The sequence below is a fragment of the Steroidobacter denitrificans genome (genome assembly GCF_001579945.1).
Lineage (GTDB): Bacteria > Pseudomonadota > Gammaproteobacteria > Steroidobacterales > Steroidobacteraceae > Steroidobacter > Steroidobacter denitrificans.
This window is the reverse complement of sequence record NZ_CP011971.1, coordinates 52,698-76,059: the sequence shown is the minus strand read 5'-3', so window position 1 is coordinate 76,059 and position 23,362 is coordinate 52,698. Positions and strand designations below refer to the sequence as shown.

At 62.3% G+C, this 23,362-nt stretch carries 15 protein-coding genes; 6 read left to right on the top strand and 9 right to left on the bottom strand.

Annotated features, from left to right (window positions below; genetic code table 11):
- Positions 1–10: 10 nt before the first annotated feature.
- Positions 11–4,660, top strand: a complete 4,650-nt coding sequence (gltB, locus tag ACG33_RS00280; protein WP_210399119.1) for a glutamate synthase large subunit — start codon at positions 11–13, stop codon at positions 4,658–4,660.
- Positions 4,660–6,186: a glutamate synthase subunit beta gene (locus ACG33_RS00275; protein ID WP_066917834.1), complete on the top strand. Its 1,527-nt coding sequence runs from the start codon at positions 4,660–4,662 to the stop codon at positions 6,184–6,186. The genes gltB and ACG33_RS00275 overlap by 1 nt, the downstream gene beginning before the upstream one ends.
- Before the next feature lie 22 nt (positions 6,187–6,208).
- Here ACG33_RS00275 and ACG33_RS00270 read toward each other — a convergent pair whose 3' ends face one another.
- Both ACG33_RS00270 and ACG33_RS00265 read right to left on the bottom strand, forming a co-directional pair.
- Positions 6,209–6,982: an ABC transporter permease gene (locus ACG33_RS00270; RefSeq protein ID WP_066917833.1), complete on the bottom strand. Its 774-nt coding sequence runs from the start codon at positions 6,980–6,982 to the stop codon at positions 6,209–6,211.
- A 59-nt stretch (positions 6,983–7,041) separates the two neighbouring features.
- Positions 7,042–7,959 (bottom strand): ABC transporter ATP-binding protein, encoded by a 918-nt coding sequence (locus ACG33_RS00265; RefSeq protein ID WP_066917832.1) that lies wholly within the window; start codon positions 7,957–7,959, stop codon positions 7,042–7,044.
- A gap of 428 nt (positions 7,960–8,387) precedes the next feature.
- Here ACG33_RS00265 and ACG33_RS00260 point away from each other — a divergent pair, with 428 nt between their 5' ends.
- The gene (locus ACG33_RS00260; RefSeq protein WP_066917831.1) at positions 8,388–10,091 is read left to right on the top strand and encodes an ExeA family protein; all 1,704 of its coding nucleotides are present in this window, start codon (positions 8,388–8,390) and stop codon (positions 10,089–10,091) included.
- Entirely contained in the window at positions 10,091–10,900 is an 810-nt protein-coding gene (locus ACG33_RS00255) for a general secretion pathway protein GspB (protein ID WP_066917830.1), read from the top strand. Before ACG33_RS00260 ends, ACG33_RS00255 begins: the two co-directional genes overlap by 1 nt.
- Positions 10,901–10,906: 6 nt before the next feature.
- On the opposite strand, the gene ACG33_RS00250 is transcribed toward ACG33_RS00255, so the two are convergent.
- Positions 10,907–11,818 (bottom strand): TIGR03619 family F420-dependent LLM class oxidoreductase, encoded by a 912-nt coding sequence (locus ACG33_RS00250; protein WP_066917829.1) that lies wholly within the window; start codon positions 11,816–11,818, stop codon positions 10,907–10,909.
- 498 nt (positions 11,819–12,316) lie between these two features.
- Between ACG33_RS00250 and cofH the strand changes: the two genes are divergently transcribed.
- Together cofH and ACG33_RS00240 are read left to right on the top strand one after the other, a co-directional pair.
- Positions 12,317–14,722 carry a 5-amino-6-(D-ribitylamino)uracil--L-tyrosine 4-hydroxyphenyl transferase CofH gene (gene cofH / locus ACG33_RS00245; protein ID WP_066917828.1) on the top strand — a complete coding sequence of 802 codons (2,406 nt, stop codon included), beginning with the start codon at positions 12,317–12,319 and terminating at the stop codon, positions 14,720–14,722.
- 17 nt (positions 14,723–14,739) lie between these two features.
- Positions 14,740–16,449, top strand: a complete 1,710-nt coding sequence (locus ACG33_RS00240; protein WP_210399118.1) for an FAD-binding protein — start codon at positions 14,740–14,742, stop codon at positions 16,447–16,449.
- A gap of 22 nt (positions 16,450–16,471) precedes the next feature.
- Here ACG33_RS00240 and ACG33_RS00235 read toward each other — a convergent pair whose 3' ends face one another.
- From ACG33_RS00235 to ACG33_RS00210, 6 genes are read right to left on the bottom strand one after another with little or no spacing between them, the layout of a single operon-like run.
- Positions 16,472–17,644: a lipid-transfer protein gene (locus ACG33_RS00235; protein WP_066917827.1), complete on the bottom strand. Its 1,173-nt coding sequence runs from the start codon at positions 17,642–17,644 to the stop codon at positions 16,472–16,474.
- Between the two features lie 21 nt (positions 17,645–17,665).
- A complete protein-coding gene (locus ACG33_RS00230) occupies positions 17,666–18,085 on the bottom strand; it encodes a MaoC family dehydratase (RefSeq protein WP_066917826.1) in 420 nt (139 codons plus the stop codon).
- Between the two features lie 18 nt (positions 18,086–18,103).
- Entirely contained in the window at positions 18,104–19,240 is a 1,137-nt protein-coding gene (locus ACG33_RS00225; RefSeq protein ID WP_066917825.1) for an acyl-CoA dehydrogenase family protein, read from the bottom strand.
- A gap of 11 nt (positions 19,241–19,251) precedes the next feature.
- Positions 19,252–20,226 (bottom strand): bifunctional MaoC family dehydratase N-terminal/OB-fold nucleic acid binding domain-containing protein, encoded by a 975-nt coding sequence (locus ACG33_RS00220; RefSeq protein ID WP_066917824.1) that lies wholly within the window; start codon positions 20,224–20,226, stop codon positions 19,252–19,254.
- A gap of 13 nt (positions 20,227–20,239) precedes the next feature.
- The gene (locus ACG33_RS00215) at positions 20,240–21,415 is read right to left on the bottom strand and encodes an acyl-CoA dehydrogenase family protein (RefSeq protein WP_066917823.1); all 1,176 of its coding nucleotides are present in this window, start codon (positions 21,413–21,415) and stop codon (positions 20,240–20,242) included.
- Between the two features lie 7 nt (positions 21,416–21,422).
- On the bottom strand, positions 21,423–23,243 hold the full coding sequence (locus ACG33_RS00210; protein WP_066917822.1) for a long-chain-acyl-CoA synthetase: 1,821 nt from the start codon (positions 23,241–23,243) through the stop codon (positions 21,423–21,425).
- Between the last annotated feature and the right edge of the window lie 119 nt (positions 23,244–23,362).

The window sequence follows — 23,362 nt, the reverse complement described above, 5'->3', positions numbered from 1 at the left end:
GGTAACCAGCATGAACACCTGCCAGAACGAAGGGAGCTCCGAACCGCGCCGTCCATCACGGTCTCGTCCCGCAGGCTATCCTCCCAGGCAAGGCCTGTACGACCCGGCTTTCGAGCACGACGCCTGCGGCGTCGGCTTCGTGGCGGACATCAGGGGGCGCAAGTCGCACAAGATATTGCAGCAGGGCCTGCAGATTCTGACGAACCTGGATCATCGCGGCGCCTGCGGCGCCGAAGTCGATACCGGCGACGGCGCCGGCATCCTGTTGCAGATGCCGCACCGCTTCCTGGTAGAAGCTGCCAGGAAAGCCCGCATCGATCTGCCCACCGCCGGTCACTATGGCTGCGGCATCGTGTTCCTGCCGCGCAATCCCACGCTACGCCGGCACATCGAGGAGCGTTTCGAACAGATCGTGCAATCCGAAGGACAGAACATCCTGGGCTGGCGTACCGTTCCCTGCAACAACTCCATGTTAGGCGACACGGCGAAATCCTGCGAGCCCTACATGCGCATGGTCTTCATCGCTCGCAACGCCGATGCGGATATGGACACCATGGCGTTCGAACGCAAGCTGTTCGTGATCCGCAAGCGCGCCTACAGTGAAATTCGCACCTCGACAATCGAAGGTGCTTCCAACTGGTATGTCGCCAGCCTGTCGCACAAGACGCTGGTCTACAAAGGCATGCTGCTGACCCAGCAGCTTGGACCTTATTTTCCCGACCTAAACGATCCCCTGATGGAGACGGCGATCGCACTGGTGCATTCGCGCTTCAGCACCAATACCTTCCCCAGCTGGGATCGTGCTCATCCGTATCGCTACATCGCGCACAACGGCGAAATCAATACCGTACGCGGCAATGCCAATTGGATGCATGCGCGTGAAGCCTTGTTTCAAGCCGAACTGTTCGGCGACGACATGGAATCGATCCTGCCGATCATCAATCCCAACGGCTCTGATTCGGCGATGTTCGACAATACGCTGGAACTGCTGGTGCTGGCGGGACGGCCGCTGGCCCACGCCATGATGATGATGATCCCGGAACCCTGGTCGAACCACCAGACCATGGACGACGACAAGCGCGCCTTCTATCAGTATCACTCCTCGCTGATGGAACCCTGGGATGGTCCGGCCTCGATCGCCTTCACCGACGGGCGCCAGATCGGCGCGCTGCTGGACCGTAACGGACTACGACCCACCCGCTACTACGTGACCCGCGATGACCTGGTGGTAATGGCATCGGAAGCCGGCGTGTTGGATATTCCGCCGGAGGACATCGTCATCAAAGGCCGCCTGCAGCCGGGACGCATGTTCCTGGTAGATACCGAACAAGGCCGCATCATCGAAGATGGGGAGATCAAGCGGGAGATCGCCACCCGGCATCCCTATCGCCGCTGGCTGAACGAGCATTTGTTGCATATCGACGATCTGCCACCGGCACCGGAGGTGCCCGCCCCCGATCACGACACGCTGCTGCAGCGCCAGATCGCCTTCGGCTATACCTTCGAGGATGAGCGCCTGCTGCTGACGCCCATGGCCCGTAACGGTGTGGAAGCGATCGGCTCCATGGGCAACGATACGCCGCTGGCCGTGCTGTCGAACAAGCCGCGCCTGCTCTATGACTATTTCAAGCAATTGTTCGCGCAGGTCACGAACCCGCCGATCGACTGTATCCGCGAGGAAATCATTACATCCGCGGAAACCCGCCTGGGCTCGGAAGGCAACCTGCTCAATCCCCAACCGGCGGATTGCCGACGCCTGGAACTGAAGTGGCCGATCCTCACGAATGAGGAATTCGCGAAACTCCGGCGCATGGACTTGCCCGGTCTGCGGGTCGGCACTCTGCCGAGTCTATTTCGCGTCACGCGCGGCGAAAAGGGCCTGGTCAAGTCGATGGAGGAAATCCGCCTCATGGCGCGGCGCCTGATCGAGGAGGAGGAAGTGAACATCCTCATCCTGAGCGATCGCGGCGTCAACCGGGAGTTCGCGCCTATCCCGGCGTTGCTCGCCGTCGCCGGGCTGCATCACTATCTGATTCGCGAAGGTCTGCGCACTCGGGTGAGCCTGGTGCTGGAAACGGGCGAGGCGCGTGAGGTCCATCATTTCGCACTGCTGATCGGCTATGGGGTCAGCGCGATCAACCCCTACGTCGCTTTCGAGACGATCGACTCCATGATCCAGGATGGACGTCTCATCAACATCGATCACGCTACTGCTTGCAAGAACCTGGTAAAGGCCGTCACCAAGGGCGTCATCAAGGTGATGGCCAAAATGGGGATCTCCGCCATCCAGAGCTATCGCGGTGCACAAGTGTTCGAAGCGGTGGGTCTGAGACAGGACGTGATCGACGAATATTTCACCTGGACACCATCGCGCATCGGCGGCATCGGCATGAACGTGATCGCGCAGGAAGTCCTGGTGCGCCATGACGCCGCGTTCTCGGAACGCCGCGAGGGCAACGTTCTGTCCACGGGCGGCCAGTACCAGTGGCGCGCTGACGGCGAGTATCACCTTTTCAACCCCGAAACGATCCATCGGCTGCAGAAATCAGTACGTAACGGCAGCTACGAACAATTCGGAGACTACTCGCGCCTCGTCAACGAACAAGCCAGAAACTTATGTACCTTGCGCGGACTACTACAGCTCAAGACGGACGAGTCGATCGCACTGGAGGAGGTCGAATCCGTCGAAAGCATCATGAAGCGCTTCAAGACCGGTGCGATGTCCTATGGCTCGATCAGCCAGGAGGCTCACCAGACGCTGGCAATCGCCATGAATCGTATCGGCGGCAAAAGCAATACCGGCGAGGGCGGTGAAGACCCGCAACGTTTTCAACCCCTGGCGAACGGCGACTCCAGGAACTCCGCGATCAAACAAGTCGCCTCGGGCCGCTTCGGTGTCACCAGTGAATACCTGGTCAATGCAAACGAAATCCAGATCAAGATGGCGCAGGGCGCAAAGCCCGGCGAAGGCGGCCAATTGCCGGGCACCAAGGTATATCCCTGGATCGCGAAAACCCGGCATACGACCGCCGGCGTCGGACTGATCTCCCCTCCGCCGCATCACGACATTTATTCCATCGAGGATCTGGCGGAGCTGATCCATGACCTGAAGAATGCCAACCGCCATGCGCGCATCAGCGTCAAACTGGTCTCCGAGGTAGGTGTCGGCACCATTGCCGCAGGCGTGGCCAAGGCGCATGCCGATGTGGTGCTGGTCAGCGGCCACGACGGCGGCACGGGCGCATCACCGCAGACTTCCATCGCACACGCGGGCCTGCCTTGGGAACTCGGCCTTGCCGAGACCCACCAGACCTTGGTGATGAACAATCTACGCAGCCGCATCGCGGTGGAAACCGACGGTCAGCTCAAGACCGGCCGCGACGTCGTCGTGGCGGCGCTGCTGGGGGCCGAGGAATTCGGTTTCGCCACCGCGCCGCTGGTCGCCATCGGCTGCGTCATGATGCGTGTGTGTCATCTCAACACCTGTCCGGTGGGCATTGCCACACAGGATCCGCGTCTGCGCGAAAGATTCACAGGCAAACCCGAGCATGTCGTGAACTTCATGCGCTTCATCGCGATGGAAACCCGCGAGCTGATGGCGCAACTCGGCTTTCGCACCATCGAGGAAATGGTCGGCCGGGTCGATAAACTCGAGGCACGCAAGGCGCTCGATCACTGGAAGGCGAAGGGCCTGGATTTCAGCAATCTGCTGTATCAACCGGACGCCGGCATGGACAACGAGTGCTGCTGCCGGATAGCGCAGGATCATGGACTGGAAAAGTCGCTCGATATGACCCGGCTGCTCGATATTTGCGCACCGGCGATCGAGCGCGGCGAGCCGGTCAGTGCCCAGCTGCCGATCCGCAATGTCAATCGGGTGGTCGGCACGATCACCGGCAGTGAAATCACGCGCCGATACGGCGCCGCAGGACTGCCGGACGACACGATCCGGATCCATTTCAAGGGATCCGCCGGCCAGAGCCTGGGAGCCTTCCTGCCGCGCGGCATGACCTTCACGCTGGAAGGCGATGCCAACGATTACCTCGGCAAGGGCCTCTCCGGCGGCAAGCTCATTCTGCATCCGCCCGTCAACGCGAAATTCAAGTCGCATGAGAACATCATCATCGGCAACGTCGCTCTCTACGGCGCAACCAGTGGTGAAGCCTATATCAGCGGCATGGCCGGCGAGCGTTTTTGTGTGCGCAACAGCGGAGTGGATGCGGTGGTGGAGGCGGTCGGAGATCACGGCTGCGAATATATGACCGGCGGGCGCGTGGTTGTACTGGGTGCTACCGGACGCAATTTCGCCGCAGGCATGTCGGGCGGCATCGCCTATGTATTCGACGAGCATGGCGACTTTCATGACAACATCAACACGGAGATGGTGGCGGTCTCTCCACTGGAGGAGCCGGCGGAAATCACGGCTGTCGTCGCGATGATCGAACGTCACTACTCTTATACAAAGAGCTTGCGAGCAAAACAGGTGCTCGACGATTGGAACATCGTGGTGAAACGTTTCGTCAAAGTCCTGCCACGCGACTACCAGCGCATGCTCGAAAACATTGCCCGCGCACAGGAACAAGGACTGGCAGGGGAGGACGCCGTCATGGCGGCGTTCGAGGAGAACGCGCGCGATCTGGCCAGAGCGAGTGGAAACTGATGGGCAAGCCAACTGGATTCATCGAGTATGTGCGCGAACTGCCGGTCGACCGTGCGCCCCAGGAGCGGGTGAACGACTGGAAGGAAATGCATCATCACATGCCGGAGAAACGTCTGCGCAACCAGGCGGCCCGCTGCATGGACTGCGGTGTACCCTTCTGCCACACCGGCAAGATGATCAACGGTATGGCCTCGGGGTGTCCCGTCAACAACCTGATCCCCGAATGGAACGATCTCGTGTATCGCGGCTTGTGGCGCGAAGCGCTCGACCGGCTGCATATGACCAATAACTTCCCGGATTTCACCGGTCGGGTCTGTCCGGCGCCCTGTGAAGGTGCCTGCGTGCTTGGCATCTCCAGCCCGCCCGTCACGATCAAGACGCTCGAAGCCGCGATCGCCGAGCGCGGCTGGGAAGAAGGCTGGATCGTCCCGGAGCAGCCGCGCCGGCGTAGCGGCAAGAAAGTCGCCGTCATCGGCTCGGGGCCGGCCGGGCTGGCCGCCGCCGCCCAGCTCAATCGCGCCGGCCACCAGGTCACGGTGCTGGAGCGCGACGATCGTCCCGGTGGCCTGCTCATGTACGGCATCCCGAACATGAAGCTCGACAAGCGCGGGGTTGTGGAGCGGCGCCTGCAGGTGATGGAGAAGGAGGGCATCAAGTTCATCTGCAACGCGAACGTCGGCGAGAACGTCGAAGCGCAGTTGTTGCGCAAGGATTTCGACGCCATCGTGATCTGCACCGGCGCCACGCAGCCGCGCGACCTACCCGTGGAGGGCCGCGAGCTGCAGGGTGTGCATTTCGCGATGGACTACCTGACCGCCAGCACGAAAGCGCTGCTCGATATATCCAATGACATCGGGAAGGATGCTGGAAGCGACGTTGGGAACGATGCTTCGGACAGCCCGATCCATGCATTCGACAAGGACGTGATCGTCATCGGCGGCGGCGATACCGGCACGGATTGTGTGGCGACGGCAATGCGCCAGGGATGCAAAAGCCTGACGCAAATAGAGATCATGCAGCGCCCGCCGCTGGAGCGCGCCGCAGACAATCCCTGGCCTGAATGGCCCAAGGTCTACAAGATGGACTATGGGCAGGAAGAGGCGGCGGCGAGGTTCGGGGCCGATCCACGCAGCTATCTCACCACTGTCAAGCATTTCGGCGCCGATACCCGAGGTGCGGTCAAGGAAGTAGTGACGATCCAGATCGACTGGCGCCGCAACGACCAGGGCCACCTTGTCCCCATAGAGGTCGCTGGTACCGAGAAGATCTATCCGGCGCAGCTGGTGCTGCTGGCTATGGGCTTCCTCGGACCCGAACGCATGCTGCTGAAGGATCTGGACGTGGAACTCGACGCGCGAGGCAACGTCCAGGCCGCGCATGGCCGGTTCGCCACCAGTATCGGCGGCATATTCGCCGCCGGCGACTGTCGCCGCGGCCAGAGCCTGGTCGTCTGGGCCATCAACGAGGGCCGCGGCGCCGCCCGCGAATGCGACCGCTACCTGATGGGTACAACGCAGCTGCCGTGAGGCAGCTGGCCCGTGAACGTAGCTACTCCCGCATCCCCACACCCCGGTGCAGCATCCAGACGCAGGCGATGTACAGCATCAGCACGGCGATGATCATGATGGCGTAAGCGGCCCGCAACTCGACGTCCGATACACCCAGGAAACCGTAGCGGAAGGCGTTGACCATATACAGAATCGGATTGGCATACGAAACCTGCTGTGCCCACTGCGGTAGCAGCGTGATCGTGTAGAACACGCCTCCCAGATACGTCAGCGGCGTGAGAACGAATGTCGGGATGAAAGTGATCTGATCGAAGTTCGTGGCCAGGATCGCATTGATCATGCCGGCCAGCGAGAACACGATCGAACTCAGAACGACCGCCGAGATCAATGCGGCTGCATCGTGAACCTGCATGCGCGTGAACAGCAGCGTGACTGCCGTGACGATCGCTCCCACCAGCAACCCACGCGCCAGACCGCCGGCGACATAACCCGTCACGATGAGCCAGTTCGGCAATGGCGAGACCAGCAGTTCCTCGATGTGTTTGCCGAACTTCGCGCCAAAGAACGAAGACACGACATTGCCGTAGGAATTGGTGATTACCGACATCATGATCAGACCGGGCGCGATGTACTGGATATAGTTGTAGCCGCCCATCTCGCCGATACGCCTGCCGACCAGGCTGCCGAAGATCAGGAAATACAGGCTCGCGGTGATCGCCGGGGGAATGACCGTTTGCAACCAGATGCGAATGATACGATTGAACTCGCGCAGAACGATCGTATTGAAACCGATGATGTTGGTTTTGACACTCATGGGATCGGCGGCGGACTAAAGATTACAGACGGAACTCGGTGCGATATCGGACGATCCGATTATGTCACCGTCTGCTTCACCATCCGCATGAACAGCTCCTCGAGCCTGTTGGACTTGTTGCGCATCGACAGGACTTCCAGGCCGGAGGCGCTCAGGATCGAGAAGATATCGTTGAGATTCTGCTCCTTGGTGACCTCGACCTCCAGCGTATGATCGTCCGGCATCGTCGTCGCATATCCCGGCAAGGCAGGCGGCGCCGGCGCGGGATGGCGCAGATTGAATACGAAAACCTCACTCTGCAGCTTGCGCAACACGACGCTCATGCGATCGTTCTCGATGATACGGCCCTGGTCGATGATCGCCACGTGACGGCACAGGTTTTCGGCCTCCTCCAGGTAATGGGTAGTCAGAATGATGGTGGTACCCGCGGTATTGATTCCGCGCAGGAAGGTCCACATCGTGCGGCGCACCTCGATGTCCACGCCGGCAGTCGGCTCATCCAGGATCAGCAGCTTCGGCTCGTGCATCAACGCCCGGGCGATCATCAGGCGGCGCTTCATGCCTCCCGACAAGCTGCGCGCCACGGCATCACGCTTGTCCCACAACTGCAGCGCATCGAGATTCTTTTTCAGCCGCTGTTTGGCGAGACGGCGCGGAATCCCATAGAAACCGGCCTGGTTCAGCAGGATCGTGGACACATCCTCGAACTGGTTGAAATTCACTTCCTGAGGCACCAGTCCGATGCAGGATTTCGCCCCGGCCAGGTCGTTGTCGATATCGTGGCCGAATACGATGACCTTGCCGCTGGTCTTGTTGATCAGCGACGTCACGATGCCGATGGCCGTGGTCTTGCCGGCGCCGTTCGGCCCCAGCAGGGCAAAGAAGTCGCCTTCGTCGACCGTCAGATCGATACCCTTGAGCGCCTGTACGCCGTTCTTGTAGGTTTTGGTCAGTTTCTGAAAAGAAAGCGCCTTCACGCCGCCGCTCCATTGTCGGGTACGCCCTGATACGCAAACGAGAGCTGATCCTGAGGCTAGGCCTTTGGACGTCCGCTTCCAGGGTGAAACGGGAGATGCCCCGGTGGTCCGGATATCGGACGCCGTCCCGATGGCCGGACTTTCGGGAAAGTGCAGTAAAGCGTAACGGTACCACGCGGCAGCGGCAAGGCGGCGCGGGCCTGTGTCAGCGCCGGATCCTGTGTTAGCGTCAGATCGTAATGTCTCCTTTTAACCAGATACCATCCGATTAACCGGATACGAATGTCCCCTTGTCGGTTACTTGGGACCGGGGCCGATTCCACCGCGCCGTAATGACCGACCTGCCCCTCGCGCGGCCACCTTTGCCAGCTGCAGCGCCAGGGCGCATCATGACGCATTCGTACCTCCACCCTGGGCCCGTATCCGGCATGTATACGAGCTTTTTCGGCCTCGACGAAAAGCCTTTCGCAATCACCCCCGACCCGCGCTACCTCTTCATGAGCGAGCGTCACGCGGAAGCGCTCGCTCATCTTTTATACGGCATCACCGAAGCCGGCGGCTTCATCCAGCTCACCGGCGAGGTCGGCACCGGCAAGACGACGGTGGTGCGCTCGCTCCTGGAACGCATGCCGGGTCATGCCGATGTCGCGGTCATCCTGAATCCGCAGTTGACGCCCCTGCAATTCGTGCTGACCATCTGTGAAGAACTGGGCATTTTCATGCGTGACGAGGATGTTGCCAGCATCAAGGATCTGGTCGATGTGCTGAACAAGCGTCTGCTCGACGCACATGCGAAAGGCAGGCGAATCGTCGTGATCGTCGATGAGGCCCAGAATCTGACACCGCAGACCTTGGAACAGGTACGGTTGCTGACAAATCTAGAAACGGCTTCGCAGAAACTACTGCAAATCATCCTGATCGGCCAACCCGAACTGCGTGAACTGTTGGGCCGCAACGAGCTGCGGCAGCTCGCCCAGCGCATCACCGGCCGTTACCACCTGGATCCCCTGTCCAAGACCGAGACCGCCGCCTATGTCACCCATCGACTGAAAATCGCCGGCGCAAACGGTGAGATCTTCACGCCGGCGGCGCTGCGGACAGTTCACACCTTGAGCCAGGGCGTTCCCCGCATCATCAACGTGATCTGCGATCGTGCGCTGCTGGGCGCGTTCACCCGGGACACGCACTGCATCGGCCCGGCGCTGGTGCGTCATGCCGCCGGCGAAGTCTATGGTCGCCGCTTCGGCTCTCCCTGGATGAAGGCGCTGGCGCTTGCCTCCATCGCCGTCGCCGCGGCCGGCGTGACATTCGGCCTGTGGCAGTTGCATTCGGCGCCCCAGGACGATCGCGCCGACAGAACCCAGGCCGCCCTCCACGACCCGGTCGCGGCGGCCGAATCGATCACGACTGCGGCCATGTCATCCACCGGGACGGCTCCGCAGGCCGAAGAGCCCGGCCCGATCGGGCCGGCAACCGCCGCCGCGGAGATGGACATCGCCATGCTGCTGGAGGATCAGCCGCACGGCACGAGCACAGAAAATGCCTTTGCACAGCTGTTTTCCCTATGGGGCGGCCATTTCGACCCGGCCCGGGGTCGCCCCTGTGATCAGGCGCTGCAGCAGGGTTTGCAATGCGTCTATCAGCAGGGTTCCTGGGGTCAGTTGCGGACCCTGAACCGGCCTGCGATCCTGACCTTGATCGACGATCATGGGAACGCACACCAGGTGGTGGTCGCGGAACTGCGAGACGGCGCAGCGACGATCAAGCTGCCCGAGGCACAACAGACGGTCTCGGTGGCCTCGATTTCCCGGCTGTGGTATGGCGATTACCTGGTGCTGTGGCGGCCCCAGGTCACGGGCGCGCACTCCTTGTCGGCCGGGATGCAGGGCGAAAACGTGCGCTGGCTGCGCGCTGCGTTGAATACCGTGCGCGGCCAACCCGCCGCTGCGAACACGAGCGATTACTACGACGAGGAATTGGTCCGCATGGTGGAAGACTTCCAGCGCCGCTATCGGCTGACGGTCGACGGTGTTGCCGGCGTACAGACTCAGCTCGTGCTGGACACCTTGAGCAATACCGGCGACGCCCCGCTACTGCTGACACGCACCGACTCCGTCCAGGGGAGTTCCTGATGAGCTTCATCCTGGAGGCGCTGAAAAAATCCGAGAACGAGCGGCAGCGCCACAGCGGTCCCTCGCTGACGGATATACGCATCCGGCGCCGCGATGAGGAACGTCCCTGGTGGGTGATCGGCGTCGCCGCGCTGCTGGTGGTCAACTTAGGCGTACTGGCGATCGTGCTGATCCGCAACAGTGAAACGCAGCTGCCGCCGGCAGCTGCAGCCTTGCAACCGGAAATTCAGGCCGCCGCCGGCAGCCGGTCTCGGCACCCGGCACCTTCACCGGCACTTCCCAGGCCGCAAGAGAGCAGGCCGGATAGGAATCTCGCTGCGGCGGACGGCACCCACTCGCCTGCTTCACCGTCCACCCTAAACTCGGCATCGCGCAGTCCGGCCGTACGCTCGCTGGCCGATGAAGCCGATCCCTACGGGAGCGGTGGCGATGTCCTCGCCCCTTACACGCATCTCGCAGCGGCGGCCGGTGTCCCCGACGGCCCGCCCATGGTCCGGCGCATCGAAGCGCCGGCTGTCACGCTCGTCCCGCGGGAATCCCTCCCGGAGGCCGCGCGCACCGGAACCGATCCCGGCAACGAGGTCCTGCCGACCGTGAGCGACATGCTTGCCGGCGGCACGTCGCTGCCCGATATGCATCTGGATATCCACGTGTATTCCGGCATACCCGCCGAGCGTTTCATATTCGTGAACATGCGCAAATACATTGAAGGACAGTCCTTGAGTGAAGGCCCCCAGGTCGAACGCATCACACCCGACGGCGTCGTCCTGAATCACCGGGGCCTGCGCTTCCTGCTGACGCGGCAATAAGACGGCTTATGCCGCCTGCCGGCCCGCTGCCACAAGTTGCTTACAGAAAGCCTCCAGATCCTGCGGGCCACGACAAAAAATCAGCGGCAGCGCTTCCACCATTGTCACCCCGGCACGAGCCAGTGCCGGAATGGTGGCCAGCGTCGCCTCCAGATCCGGCGTGCCGTCATCCCGAAACACCGGGCGCAATGCCACCCGCACCGCCAAATGCTGCGGATCGCGGCCGCGCGCGACGAACGCCTTGCGCAGCTTGTCGATGTGCCCGGCCAGCAGTTCCGGCCGTTGTTCCATCGGAATCCAGCCATCGCCGAGCTCGGCGATCCGCTCGACATTGCGCTCGCTCGGTGCCAGCCCGAACCAGATCGGAATGCCGCCAGCCTGCACCGGACGCGGCCAGGCATGGATGCGCTCGAATTGCACCGTGCTGCCCCGGAAGCTGGCCGGCGCCTGGCTCCACAGCAGCTTGCACACGCGCACCTGCTCCTCGAGACGCGTGTAGCGCCCTTCCCAGGGCACGCCCGAGGCCTCATATTCCTCCCTCTGCCAGCCCAGGCCCAAGCCAATGCTCACCCGGCCGCGCGACATGACATCCAGCGTCGCAAGCTGCTTGGCAAGCAGCACCGCCGGGCGCAGCGGTGCGATCAGCACGCCTGCCGATAGCCGGATACGGCGCGTCCCCCCGGCGATGGCCGCCAGCACCGTGAGCGGCTCGAACCAGGGGTAATCCAATGGCGCGGGAAACGGCCCATAGGGGTACTTGTCGGTGTTTTCCCCCATCACCACATGATCGGTGATGCTCACCTGATCGACGCCTGCTTCCTCAGCCGTGCGGGCCACTTCCACCACCGGCGCAAAATCGCCGTCAAACCATTGCTGCAGACCGTACAGCCCGATCGCTACTTGCGCTACTTGAACCATTCTTGAATCACTCCCAAAGCTCTACTCAAGGTCCCAGGCCCAAGTCCTATGCCGAGATCCTATGTCTCGGATCGTTCAAGGCTCAGTGAATCCCGCGAATCGTTCGAAGCAAAACCATACCTCATCCTGAACCCGGCGCGCGTAGTCTCCTTGGAGGTCCCGCCTGGGCTAAACCTTGCCTGGGGAGGGCCCGTTGAGGGTCATGAAGCCCGCCTGGCGACTTCGCTGTCGCACCTGATCAGCGTGCTTCGGCATCCCATCTGCGCACCGCGTCCGAGCCCCGCGAATCCAGATTGGATGCGTTATACTCGGACCATCGGCGAATTCTAGTTCCCATTCACACAGCGCTGGCGGACCGCTGAGGAGCCGGCAACGCCGAGGTCCATCGGCAAGGCTGCCAGAACCCGCTATCGGCGTGGATACGCCTGGGGATGTTGCTCACCTGCGAGCAGGCCGGTGATCGATTCGGTTTCGAGTCCGCGACGGAGACTTGCAAGAATGTCGACTGCGCAAAAAGCGATTGCCACAGCACGCGAGGGTACTCGACTCGATGATGCCCAGGTGCTCGCGCTTGCCGACCTCACGGATCTGCGTCCACTGCTGGCGGCCGCGGAGGAGCTCACGCTGGAGGGTCACGGACGGGCGGTGACCTACTCGCGCAAGGTCTTCATCCCGCTGACCCAGCTTTGTCGCGACGTCTGTCACTACTGTACCTTCGCCAAGGCGCCGCGCTCGCTCAAGCAGGCCTATCTCAGTCCCGATGAGGTTGTGGAGATCGCCCGTACCGGCGCCGCCGCCGGCTGCAAGGAAGCGCTTTTCACGCTTGGCGACAAGCCCGAACTGCGCTACTCGGCTGCCCGGCGCGCGCTCGCCGAACTCGGACATTCGAGCACCCTCGAATACCTGGAGGCGGCCGCGCGCTCGGTGTTCACCCAGGTCGGACTGTTGCCGCATCTCAATCCAGGCGTCATGAATCGCGAGGATCTGCAGCGGCTGCGACCTGTCTCGGTCTCCATGGGCCTGATGCTCGAGACGGCCTCGGAACGCCTGAGCGCACGCGGCGGTCCACACTTCGGCTCGCCGGACAAGTGGCCGGCACGGCGGCTGGAAACGATCGAATGGGCAGGCGAACTGGCCATCCCCTTCACCACCGGGCTGCTGATCGGGATCGGCGAGACGCGGCTCGAGCGGCTCGAAGCATTGCTGGCACTGCGCGCATTGCATGAGCGTTATGGACATCTGCAGGAAGTCATCATACAGAACTTCCGCGCCAAGCCAGGTACGCGCATGAGCCAGGCGCCCGAGCCTTCGCTGCAGGAGCATCTCTGGACGATTGCCGTGGCACGCCTGGTGCTGGGCCCACGTTTTTCGCTGCAGGCGCCGCCCAACCTGCAGCCCGGAGCGCTCGCCGCTCTGGTGCGGGCCGGCGTGAACGATTGGGGTGGCGTATCGCCCGTGACCCCCGACCACGTGAATCCGGAAGCGCCCTGGCCGCATTTGGAAACGCTCGCAACCGAAACAGCCGCCGCAGACCGCGAACTCACCGAGCGGTTGGGAATCGCTCCGCCTTTCGTGCGCACGCCGGAGCACTGGGTCGATCCTGCACTGCTCAGCGCGGTGCGCCGCGCTGCCGACACTCGCGGCCTGGCCCGCACCGATCTCTGGCACGCGGGTGCTGCGACCCCGGTACCGGCGGCCGCCTACACCTGGATTCGCGAGGCGGTGCGCGACACGGGTACCGGTATCTCGCACCGCTCCGGCCTGTCGCGTCCCATTGCTCGCGCACTGGCCCGTGCCGGCCGCGGCGCGTCGCTCGAAGAAAGTGACATCGAACAGCTGTTCTACGCCGCCGGCCGTGATTTGCACGAAGTGCTCCGGGCTGCGGATCTGGTGCGTGAGGATGCGGTGGGTGACGAGGTCTCTTATATCGTCAACCGCAACATCAACTACACCAATATCTGTACTTATCGCTGTGGGTTCTGCGCCTTTTCCAAAGGCCGCAGCGCTCGCGATCTACGTGGACCCGCCTATCGCATCGATACCGATGAGATTGCGCAGCGGGCCGTCGAGGCGCACGCCGCCGGCGCCACAGAAGTGTGTCTGCAAGGTGGGATTCATCCAAGCTACACGGGCGAGACCTATCTATCGATCGTCGCCGCGGTGAAAGCGGCCGTACCCGACATGCATGTACATGCCTTCTCGCCGCTGGAAATCATGCATGGCGCGCGCACGCTGCAGCTCTCGCTGGTGGATTATTTGCGCCGGCTCAAGGCGGCCGGGCTCTCGACACTACCGGGTACCGCGGCTGAAATACTGGACGATGAAGTCCGGGCGATCATCTGTCCGGACAAGCTCTCGACCAATGAATGGCTGCAGGTCATGCGCACGGCCCATGGCATCGGCCTGAAGAGCACCTCGACTATGATGTTCGGACACGTGGAGCAGCCGCGACACTGGGCACGTCACCTGTTGCATATTCGCACGCTGCAAAAACGCACCGGCGGCTTTACCGAGTTCGTACCCCTGCCCTTCGTGCACATGGAAGCGCCGATGTGGCGCAAGGGGCTGGCACGCTCCGGCGTGAGCTTCCGTGAAGCGCTGCTGGTGCATGCGATCGCCCGCCTGGCGTTGCATCCGTTGATCCCCAATATCCAGACCTCGTGGGTGAAGATGGGCCCTGAAGGAGCGGCGCTTACGTTACAAGCCGGTGCGAACGATCTTGGCGGCACGCTCATGAACGAATCCATCACGCGTGCCGCTGGCGGAGTCAACGGTCAGGAACTCGATGCGGCAGGTATCGAGCGTCTGGCCCAAACCCTCGGACGCCCCACCTTCCAACGCACCACGCTTTATCAGCGCGCGCATACCAATATCGCGACGCCGTTCATCGCTATCGCTCAATAGCCGTTCTGGGAAAGACCTTGCCGAAAGCGCATCACGCGGACGTCGAACACGACGTCATATTCGATGTCATCGTCGTGGGCTCGGGGGGCGGGGCGCAACTCTCTGCCGTTCGTGCCCATGATTTGGGATTGAACGTCCTGGTCATCGAAAAGAGCGAGTTATACGGCGGCACGTCGGCCACCTCGGGCGGCGCACTCTGGATTCCGCTGAACGGCCAGGCCAAGGACGACTACGCATCGGCCTACACCTATCTGAAGGCTGCCGCCGGCGACACCGCAACGGATAGCAAGCTTCGTGCCTATCTTGAAAGCGGCGCCGAGTTGATCCGCTTCATCAACGAAAAGACCGCGCTGCGCTACAAGGTCAGCGAGGGTTACGCCGACTATTATCCTGAGATGCCTGGTGCAGTGGAGAGCGGCCGCGCCATGGAGCCGTTGCCCTTTGACGGCAGCTTGCTGGGCGAGGAATTCTTCCGGTTACGGCCCAGTCATCCGGGCTCCCTGCTGATGGGGATGTCGATGACGATCCCCGAATCCAATGCCATGGCCACCAAGGCGCCTGGCTGGATCGGGGTCGCGTTGAAAATCCTGGCGCGCTATTGGCTGGATCTGCCCTGGCGTTTCAAGACCAGGCGCGATCGGCGCCTATGTCTGGGCAACGCGCTGATCGGCGGCTTGCGCCAGGCGATGCTCGCGCGCGACATACCGCTGTGGCTCGAGTGCCCGATGCAATCGCTGATCGTCGAGAATGGCAGAGTGCAAGGCGTGATGGCGCACCGCGGCGGACACACGGTGATGCTGCGTGCCAGACGCGGGGTGATCCTCGCTGCCGGCGGCTTTGAACGCAACCAACAGATGCGCGAGCAATATCTGCCGCAGCCCACTCGCCAGGAATGGTCGGTGACCCCGGCCAACATCAACACGGGTGATGCCATCCGGGCCGCACAGGCCATCGGCGCCAAGCTCGAGAATATGACCCTGGCATGGGGCGTGCCGTCCGTGCGTCATCCCGATATATCCCAGGGCACGCAGGCGATATTCGCCGAACGAGGTTTTGGTGGCCTGATCGCCGTAAACCAGCAGGGTCGACGTTTTGTGAACGAGTCGATCTCCTATGATCGCTTTTACGAGGCGCTTTATCGCGATCACGCCAAGACCGGCGGCAGCATTCCGGCATGGCTGATCTTTGATGCGCAGCATCGCAAGGATTGTCCGCTCGGACCTTTGCTGCCTGCAGCGGTGATGCCGGACTCCAAGGTACCCAAGGCATGGTGGGGCGATTTCGTATTCAAGGACGCCAGCCTCGAGGGTCTGGCGCGTCGGATCGGCGTGGATCCGACGGGCCTTGCAGATTCAGTGCGCCGGAACAACGAGTACGCCCGTACCGGAGTGGATCAGGACTTCCATCGAGGCGAAAGCGCCTTCGATCGTTACTGGGCGCTGCGAAATGCCAAACCCAATCCCTGCCTGGTCAAGATCGAGAAGCCGCCATTTTATGCCGTCAAGATCCAGCCCGGCGATACCGGCACCAAAGGCGGACCGGCCATCACCGATGACGGACAGGTCATTGCCGAAACAGGCGAGCCGATTCCTGGTCTTTATTGTATCGGCAACAATGCTGCTGCGCCGCTCGGTAGAGCCTATGGCGGCGCCGGCGGCACGCTTGGGCCCAGTCTGGTTTTCGGCTTTCGCGCCGTGAATCACCTGGCGCGCACGACGACACCCTAAGCTGATCTGTCGCAGCGGCTAGTCAGGCCGCCGCGAGTATCAACCCGCTGGTCGGCACGCCCGTGCCGGCGGTGACCAGCACATGCTGAACATCCCTGACCTGATTCACTGAGGTTCCGCGCACCTGGCGCACACCTTCGGCGATGCCGTTGACGCCATGGATATAGGCTTCGCCGAGCTGGCCGCCATGGGTATTCACCGGCAAACGCCCACTCATGGCGATATGGCCGTCCTGGATGAAGTCCTTCGCTTCGCCGCGCTTGCAGAAGTCGAAGGCTTCGAGCTGTGGCAGCACGAAGGGTGAGAAGTGGTCATAGAGTATCGCCGTCTGGATGTCGTCCGGTCCGATACCCGACATGGCATAGAGCTGCTTCGCCACCAGACGCATCTCGGAGAGCGCAGAAATATCCTGGCGATAGAAGCTCGTCATGTTCATCTGATCATCGCAGGCGCCCTGCGCCGCACCGCGGATCAGTACCGGCTTTTGTTTCAGGTGGCGGGCGCGATCAGCGCTCGTCACGACGATCGCCACGGCGCCATCGGACTCCTGGCAGCAGTCGAGAAGCCGCAGCGGCTCGACGATCCAGCGGCTTTGCTGATGATCCTCGAGCGTGATCGGTTTCTGGTAGAACCAAGCCTGTGGATTGTTCGCCGCCATGCGACGCATGGCCACGGTCACCCGGCCGAAATCCTCGCTGGTCGCACCGAAGTCATGCATATAGCGCTGCGCGGCCATCGCCACCCAGGACGCCGGTGTCGCGAGCCCGAAGGGCACGGTCCAGCCGAAGGTCGCCACCGCCGCCGAGGGCATGGGCGGAGGCACGTAGGCCGCACCGAAGCGATACTGGGAACGCTCGTTCATGGCGCGATAACAGACCACCACGTCCGCCACGCCGCTGTGCACGGCCATCGCGGCCTGATGCACGGGCGCGCAGGCACCGCCACCGCCATAGTCGACACGGCTGAAAAATTTCAGCTCCTTGCCACCGATACTGCGGAAAATCTCGATCTCCGGATTGTTGTCCATGGTGAACGTGGACAGGCCGTCAACGTCGCTGGTCTTCAGTCCGGCCTCATCGAGGGCCGCCTTGATCGCCTCCACGGCGAGCTGTAACTCGCTGCGGCCGGAGTCCTTGGAAAATTCCGTGGCGCCGATGCCGACGATGGCCGCCTGATCTTTCAATGGATGAGTCATCTGTATCCGTTCCCCCGTTCTTCAGGGCAGTGCCAGTCGCACGCTCGCGGCGACATGCTCGCCGAGGCTGTTCTTGCCGCTCACCGCAATTTCCACGATCCTGTCCTTGCCGATCACCTCCTTGCTGGCGACCGTTCCGGACATCTGCATCACATCACCGGGAAAATTCGGTGCACCAAGGCGGATCTTCACGCCCTTGATACGTGCCCCGGGACCTGCCCAGTCGTTCACGAAGCGCTGCACGAGACCGTTGCTGGTCAGGATGTTCATGAAGACATCGGGTGTTCCCGCGGTCTGTGCATACGCCTTGTCGTGATGCACGAGCGAGAAATCGTTCGTGGCCATGGCACCCGCAACGATGAGCGAGACGGTGATGGGAACACTCAGACCAGGCAGTTGCTGGCCGGTCTGCACGCTGTCGAAGGTGATCTGGGCAGCCATAGGTCCTCTCAACTCGGGTCAGGTCAGGGGTCGCACGGCACCGCTGGCCAGTTGCGTGCCGATTTTTGCAAGCATCGGTGCAGCCGCACCGAGCGCCAGTTCGATCTGCTTGGCGTGCAGAAAAAATGCATGGATCGGGTAGTCGACGTCGGCCCCCAGGCCGCCATGCAGATGCTGCGCGGTATGGGTGACACGATGGCCCCCACGTGCCGCCCACCATTTGACGACCGCGACTTCGGCGCTGGCCGGAAGGTCGTTCTCCAGTGCCCATACGGCCCGCAGATAGACCGAGCGCAGCGCCTCGACATCGATGTAGGCATCGGCGAGCCGGTGCTGCACGCCCTGAAAGCTGCCGATGGGACGGCCGAACTGGACACGCTCGCCGGTATAGGTAGCCGTGCGTCGCAGTGCTTCCGCCATCAGTCCAAGCTGCTGGGCTGCCAGCGCAGTCTGACCACGCTCGACGATCCAGTCCACGATGGATTCCCCCGCCTGGATGTCGCCCAGCACGTCGGCGGCCGGCACCCGCACATTGCTCAGGGTCACCAGCGCCTGCGGTTCGCCGCTGGTCGTGGCTTGTGGCTGGATGCGCACCCCCTTGGCCTGCGGATCGATCAGGAACACCCCGGTGCTTTTGCGGCCGATGCGTGCCGTGACCAGGATGGCCTGCGCCTGGGCGCCGTAGGGTACGCAGGACTTCACGCCCCGCAGGCGCCAGCCCTCGGCGCTGGCGGTGGCCTTGACGGCCGGCCGCGATGGATCGCCGCCGCCGATTTCTTCCAACGCCGCGGTCAATAGAAGGTCGCCCGAGGCCACCCCTGGCAGAAGGGCCGTTTGTTGCGCAGCACTGCCAAATTTCTGAATGGGCAGCGCACCCAGTACCAGCGTAGCCAGCAATGGCACAGGCGCCAGCGTACGGCCCTGCTCCTCGAGCAATAGACACAGTTCTGTCAGACCGAGTCCGCTGCCCCCCTGCGCCTCGGCGATCGCCGTGCCGAGAAGTCCTGCTTGCGCCAGCGTCCTCCATAGCGAGCGGTCATAAGGCTCGCCGGAGCGGGAGAAATCCCGGCGAAAGTCATCCGTCAGTCGATCATCGAATATCTGCGCTGTCAGTCGGCGCAGATCCTGCTGGTCCTCACGATAACTGAAATTCATGGCGGCCCGCCTCAGCCCGTGCGCCGCTCGCGAAAGGCCGGAATCACGAAGTCCTTCTCGACCTCGACGAACTCGACCTCGACCGGCATGCCGATGCGCACCTTCTCGGGGGGAATATCGCGCAGATTGGCCACCACCCGCACGCCCTCCTCCAGATCGACCAGCGCCACGGGCAGGGGATACTGGAAGCCTGGGATCTGCGGCTGGTGCACCACGACAAAGCTGTGAATCGTGCCGCGTCCCGAGCATGGCAGCGTCGTCCACTCCAGCGACTGACACGCCGGGCACATCGGACCGGGTGGATGATGCAACCGTCCACAGCTGGCGCACTTGCGCACCAGGAGCTGGCGCTGGTTCAAGCCCTCCCAGAAGAAGGCACCGTCCTTGGTGACCGCCGGTCGCGGATGCGGCATCTTGCTGGTCTCGGGCGCCCCCGCCGCCGGGGCTGCCGTATCCTTGGACTGAGCTACCGGACGGAATTTGAGCACCCGGAAAAACATGCGCCCGACGAGTTCACCCTGCTGATCGGTGAACTCATAGCGATAGGTCAGGAAATGTCCTACGCCAAGACCGGTCTTTTTCTGCTCCGAAATGCCATCCAGCTTGACGTGTTGAGTGATGATATCTCCGGGGCGCAGATAGCGGATGTATTCCTGCTCAAGATTGGTGGCAACGGCCGAGGTGAACCCCGCGGCATCCACGAGGTCGAAGCCGAGCAACAGGCCGCCGTCACGGCTGAAATCGGGCCGAAAGTGGCTCATGGTCCACACGTCCATCATGGCCGGCGGCGCAACCAGTCCTTGCAGCTCCGTATTGGTTGCCAGCGTCTCGTCAAGATACAGTGGATTGCTCTCGCCCATCGCCTCGCACCAGCGGCGGACCATGGGCAGATTGACGGGATCCTCGGCGGTCTGCGGCGGCGCCGCCTCCCGGCCCACCAATGCCCGCACTTTCTCCAGCCAGTCCTGCGTTTCGGCATCGGACATGTCATTCACCTCTTCAGCGTCCCCGCGGCAAGCCAAGACCCATCTGCGCCACCATATCACGCAGCACTTCGGTCGCACCGCCACCAAATGTATTGATCTGACAACTGCGCCATTCTCTCTCTAGTCGTGCCTGCAGCGCTGCGCCGGGTGAACCGTCCTTCACCACTCCTGCAGATCCTACGACGTCGAGCAATAGCTGCAGTACCTTGATATAACTTTCGGTACTGAAAACCTTGCAGGCGCCGGCCAGCTCGGCACGTACGCTGCCCTGGGAAATCTCCCAGGCCACGCGGTTACCCAACATGGCGTTGGCCTGCAGCACCGCATAGGCCTCGGCGAGCACGAGCTGCACCCAAGGTCGATCGATCACACGAGCGCCCTCGGGTGCTGCCGTGGAACGCGCCCATTCCAGGGTCATATCGAAGCAGCCCATGGCACCGTAGGCCAGCGCCGCCAGCCCGACCCGTTCGTGATTGAGCTGCTCGGTGATCAGCTGCCAGCCGCCATGCAGCTCGCCTATCATCATATCTGCCGGCACGCGCACCTTCTCATAGAAGGTGATGTTGGTGCGTATATCACCCACAGTGTAGATCGGTGTCACCGAGAAACCCGGCAGGCGGGTATCCATGACGAAAATAGTGATGCCCTTGTGCGCGGGTGCCTGCGGATCGGTACGCACGGCGAGCCAGACATAGTCGGCACCCTCTGCGCCGCTGGTGAAGATCTTCTGGCCGCTGATGACATAGTGCTCACCGTCGCGTTCAGCACGGGTCTTGAGCGAGGCTAGATCGGAACCGGCCCCAGGCTCGGTGTAGCCGATGGCGAAAATGATTTCACCGCGTGCGATGCGCGGCAGGAAGTTGCGCTTCTGCTGTTCCGTACCCCGGCGGATGAGCGCCGGTCCGATGGTATTCACGGTGACGAAGGGAAACGGCGCCTCGGCCAGCCACAATTCCTCGAGCAGAATCTTTTGCGCCAGCGGATCGAGGGCGCGGCCGCCATAGTCCACCGGCCAACCCGGCGTCAGCCAACCGGCCTGGCCCATGCGACGAATCACGGCGCGATAGGTCTCGCCGCTTTCGCGACTGCGGCGCATCTGCGCCCGCTCTTCCAGAGTCATAAGGCCGGCGAGATAGGCACGAAACTCGCGCCGCAAGTCCAGCTGCTCGGGCGTGTATTCAACGTACATGAACGGTTCAATCGCCGGCGAAGGGAAGTATGCCGAGCGCGTCCAGATTCTGGTCGGTGAGCGGAACGTAGGTGCCCGCGCTGGCGTCGCGAACATATAGCGCATCGACGGTGCGCTGCGGATCGTAACCTTCCCGCTGCAGATCCACCTTGCGTAGCTTGAAGGTCGAGGTGAGATCAGCTTCGCGGGAAATTCTCACGAACAGCGGTACGGCGTAAGTCGCCAGCCGCTCCGCAGCGAATTCGTGGAAAGCCGCGGGATCGAAGTGCGATGGGTCGAGATAGGTGAGCGAGGCCATACCGGCTCGGCCCTCCTCCCCGGTAACGCGCACCCCGTAGACATTGACGCTCGCCGGTCCCGGGAACTGCGCCAGCACTTCGGCGACTTCCTCGGTGGAAACATTGTGGCCGCGCCAGCGGAAGGTATCACCCATACGATCGACGAAGTAAAAATAGTCGTCCTCATCAAAGCGCACCAGGTCACCGGAGCGCACCCAGCGATCCCCGGGCTTGAAAACATCGCGCAGCAGCTTGGCCTCCGTGGCTTCGGCCGAGGTGTAGCCCTCGAACATACCGGCCGCGCCGGGTCCATCGAGAACTTCGCCGATCAATTCGCCGATTTCACCCGCCTTGCAGCGCACCAGCGTACCGTCCGGATGACGTACATAATCTCCCGTCTCGACATCGTAACGAATCACCCGCATGTTGGTCATATCCGGATACGGTAGACGTCCGATAGAGCCGATCTTGTTGTCGACATTGGAAATACCGTAGTTGGCTTCGGTGGCGCCGAGGCCTTCGATGATCATTTCGACGCCGAAGCGATCGAGAAACTGCCGCCATACGTCAGGTCTGAGACCGGCACCGGCCAGTTTGCGCAGCGTGTGATCACGATCGTCCGGGCGCGGCGGTTGATTGGCGACATAACGACAGATCTCGCCGATGTAGTACATGGCTGTCACCTTGTGACGCCGGATATCGTTCCAGAACTCGCTGACGCTCAGCTTGCGCCGCAACACGATCGGCACGCCAAAGCGCAGCGCCGCCGACACCACCACCATGCCACCGGCGCCGTGAAAGAGCGGCAGCACGTTGTAGAGCACATCGTCCGGGCCCAATTGCCAGATGCCGCCGATCACTTCGCCGGCGTTCACGAAGCGCAGGTGGCTCATGATTGCGGCTTTGGGCAGCCCCGTGGTACCCGAGGTGAAGATGTAATAAAGCGTGTCGCCAAAGGTGAGACCGGCACGTGCGCGGTGCGGCGGATTTTCGGGACTTGCCGCGTTCATGGCCGCTTCGAGGCTCGGCGCCGGCACCAGCCTGCTCGGACCCGCGCTGTTTACCTCGGGATGGGAGGACTCGAAGAGCATTTCCGGCCGCTCAGCCTGTGCCAGCGTCGCGATATGTCCGGCGCATTCGGCGCCGAAAATAAGCGCCCTTGCCCGGGTCTGTCCGAGCGCATGCTTCAGCACCTGATCACGGGCCGAGGTATTGAGCAGCGCCGTGATGATGCCGACCTTGGCGAGACCCAGCCACACCATGAGAAATTCCGGTCGGTTATCCATCATCAGAGCGACCACGTCGCCGCGCTTCAAGCCTGCGGCGAGTGCCGCATGCGCTACGCGATTGGCCAGCGCATTCATCTCGCCGAAGGTAACCGTGCGGCCCTCAAAAATGATGAAAGGCCTCTCGCCCGCGTCGTTGGCACGCTCTTCCAATCGGTCGGCAACCGTGTAATCCTGATCCCGTCGATAGTCCGCAACCAGAGAAAAGCCGCGCATCATGCGTTGCAGGGTCACTTCTCGGGGAACGGCGGTATTTTTCTGCATACTGACAATCTTTACTGCTTGCCGGCACTCTAATGGCTGGCAGGTATCGCTTACAACTCGCGGTCGAAACCTAGCCTTCAGAACTCCATGGACTCCGGCCGACCCTATAAAGAATCACT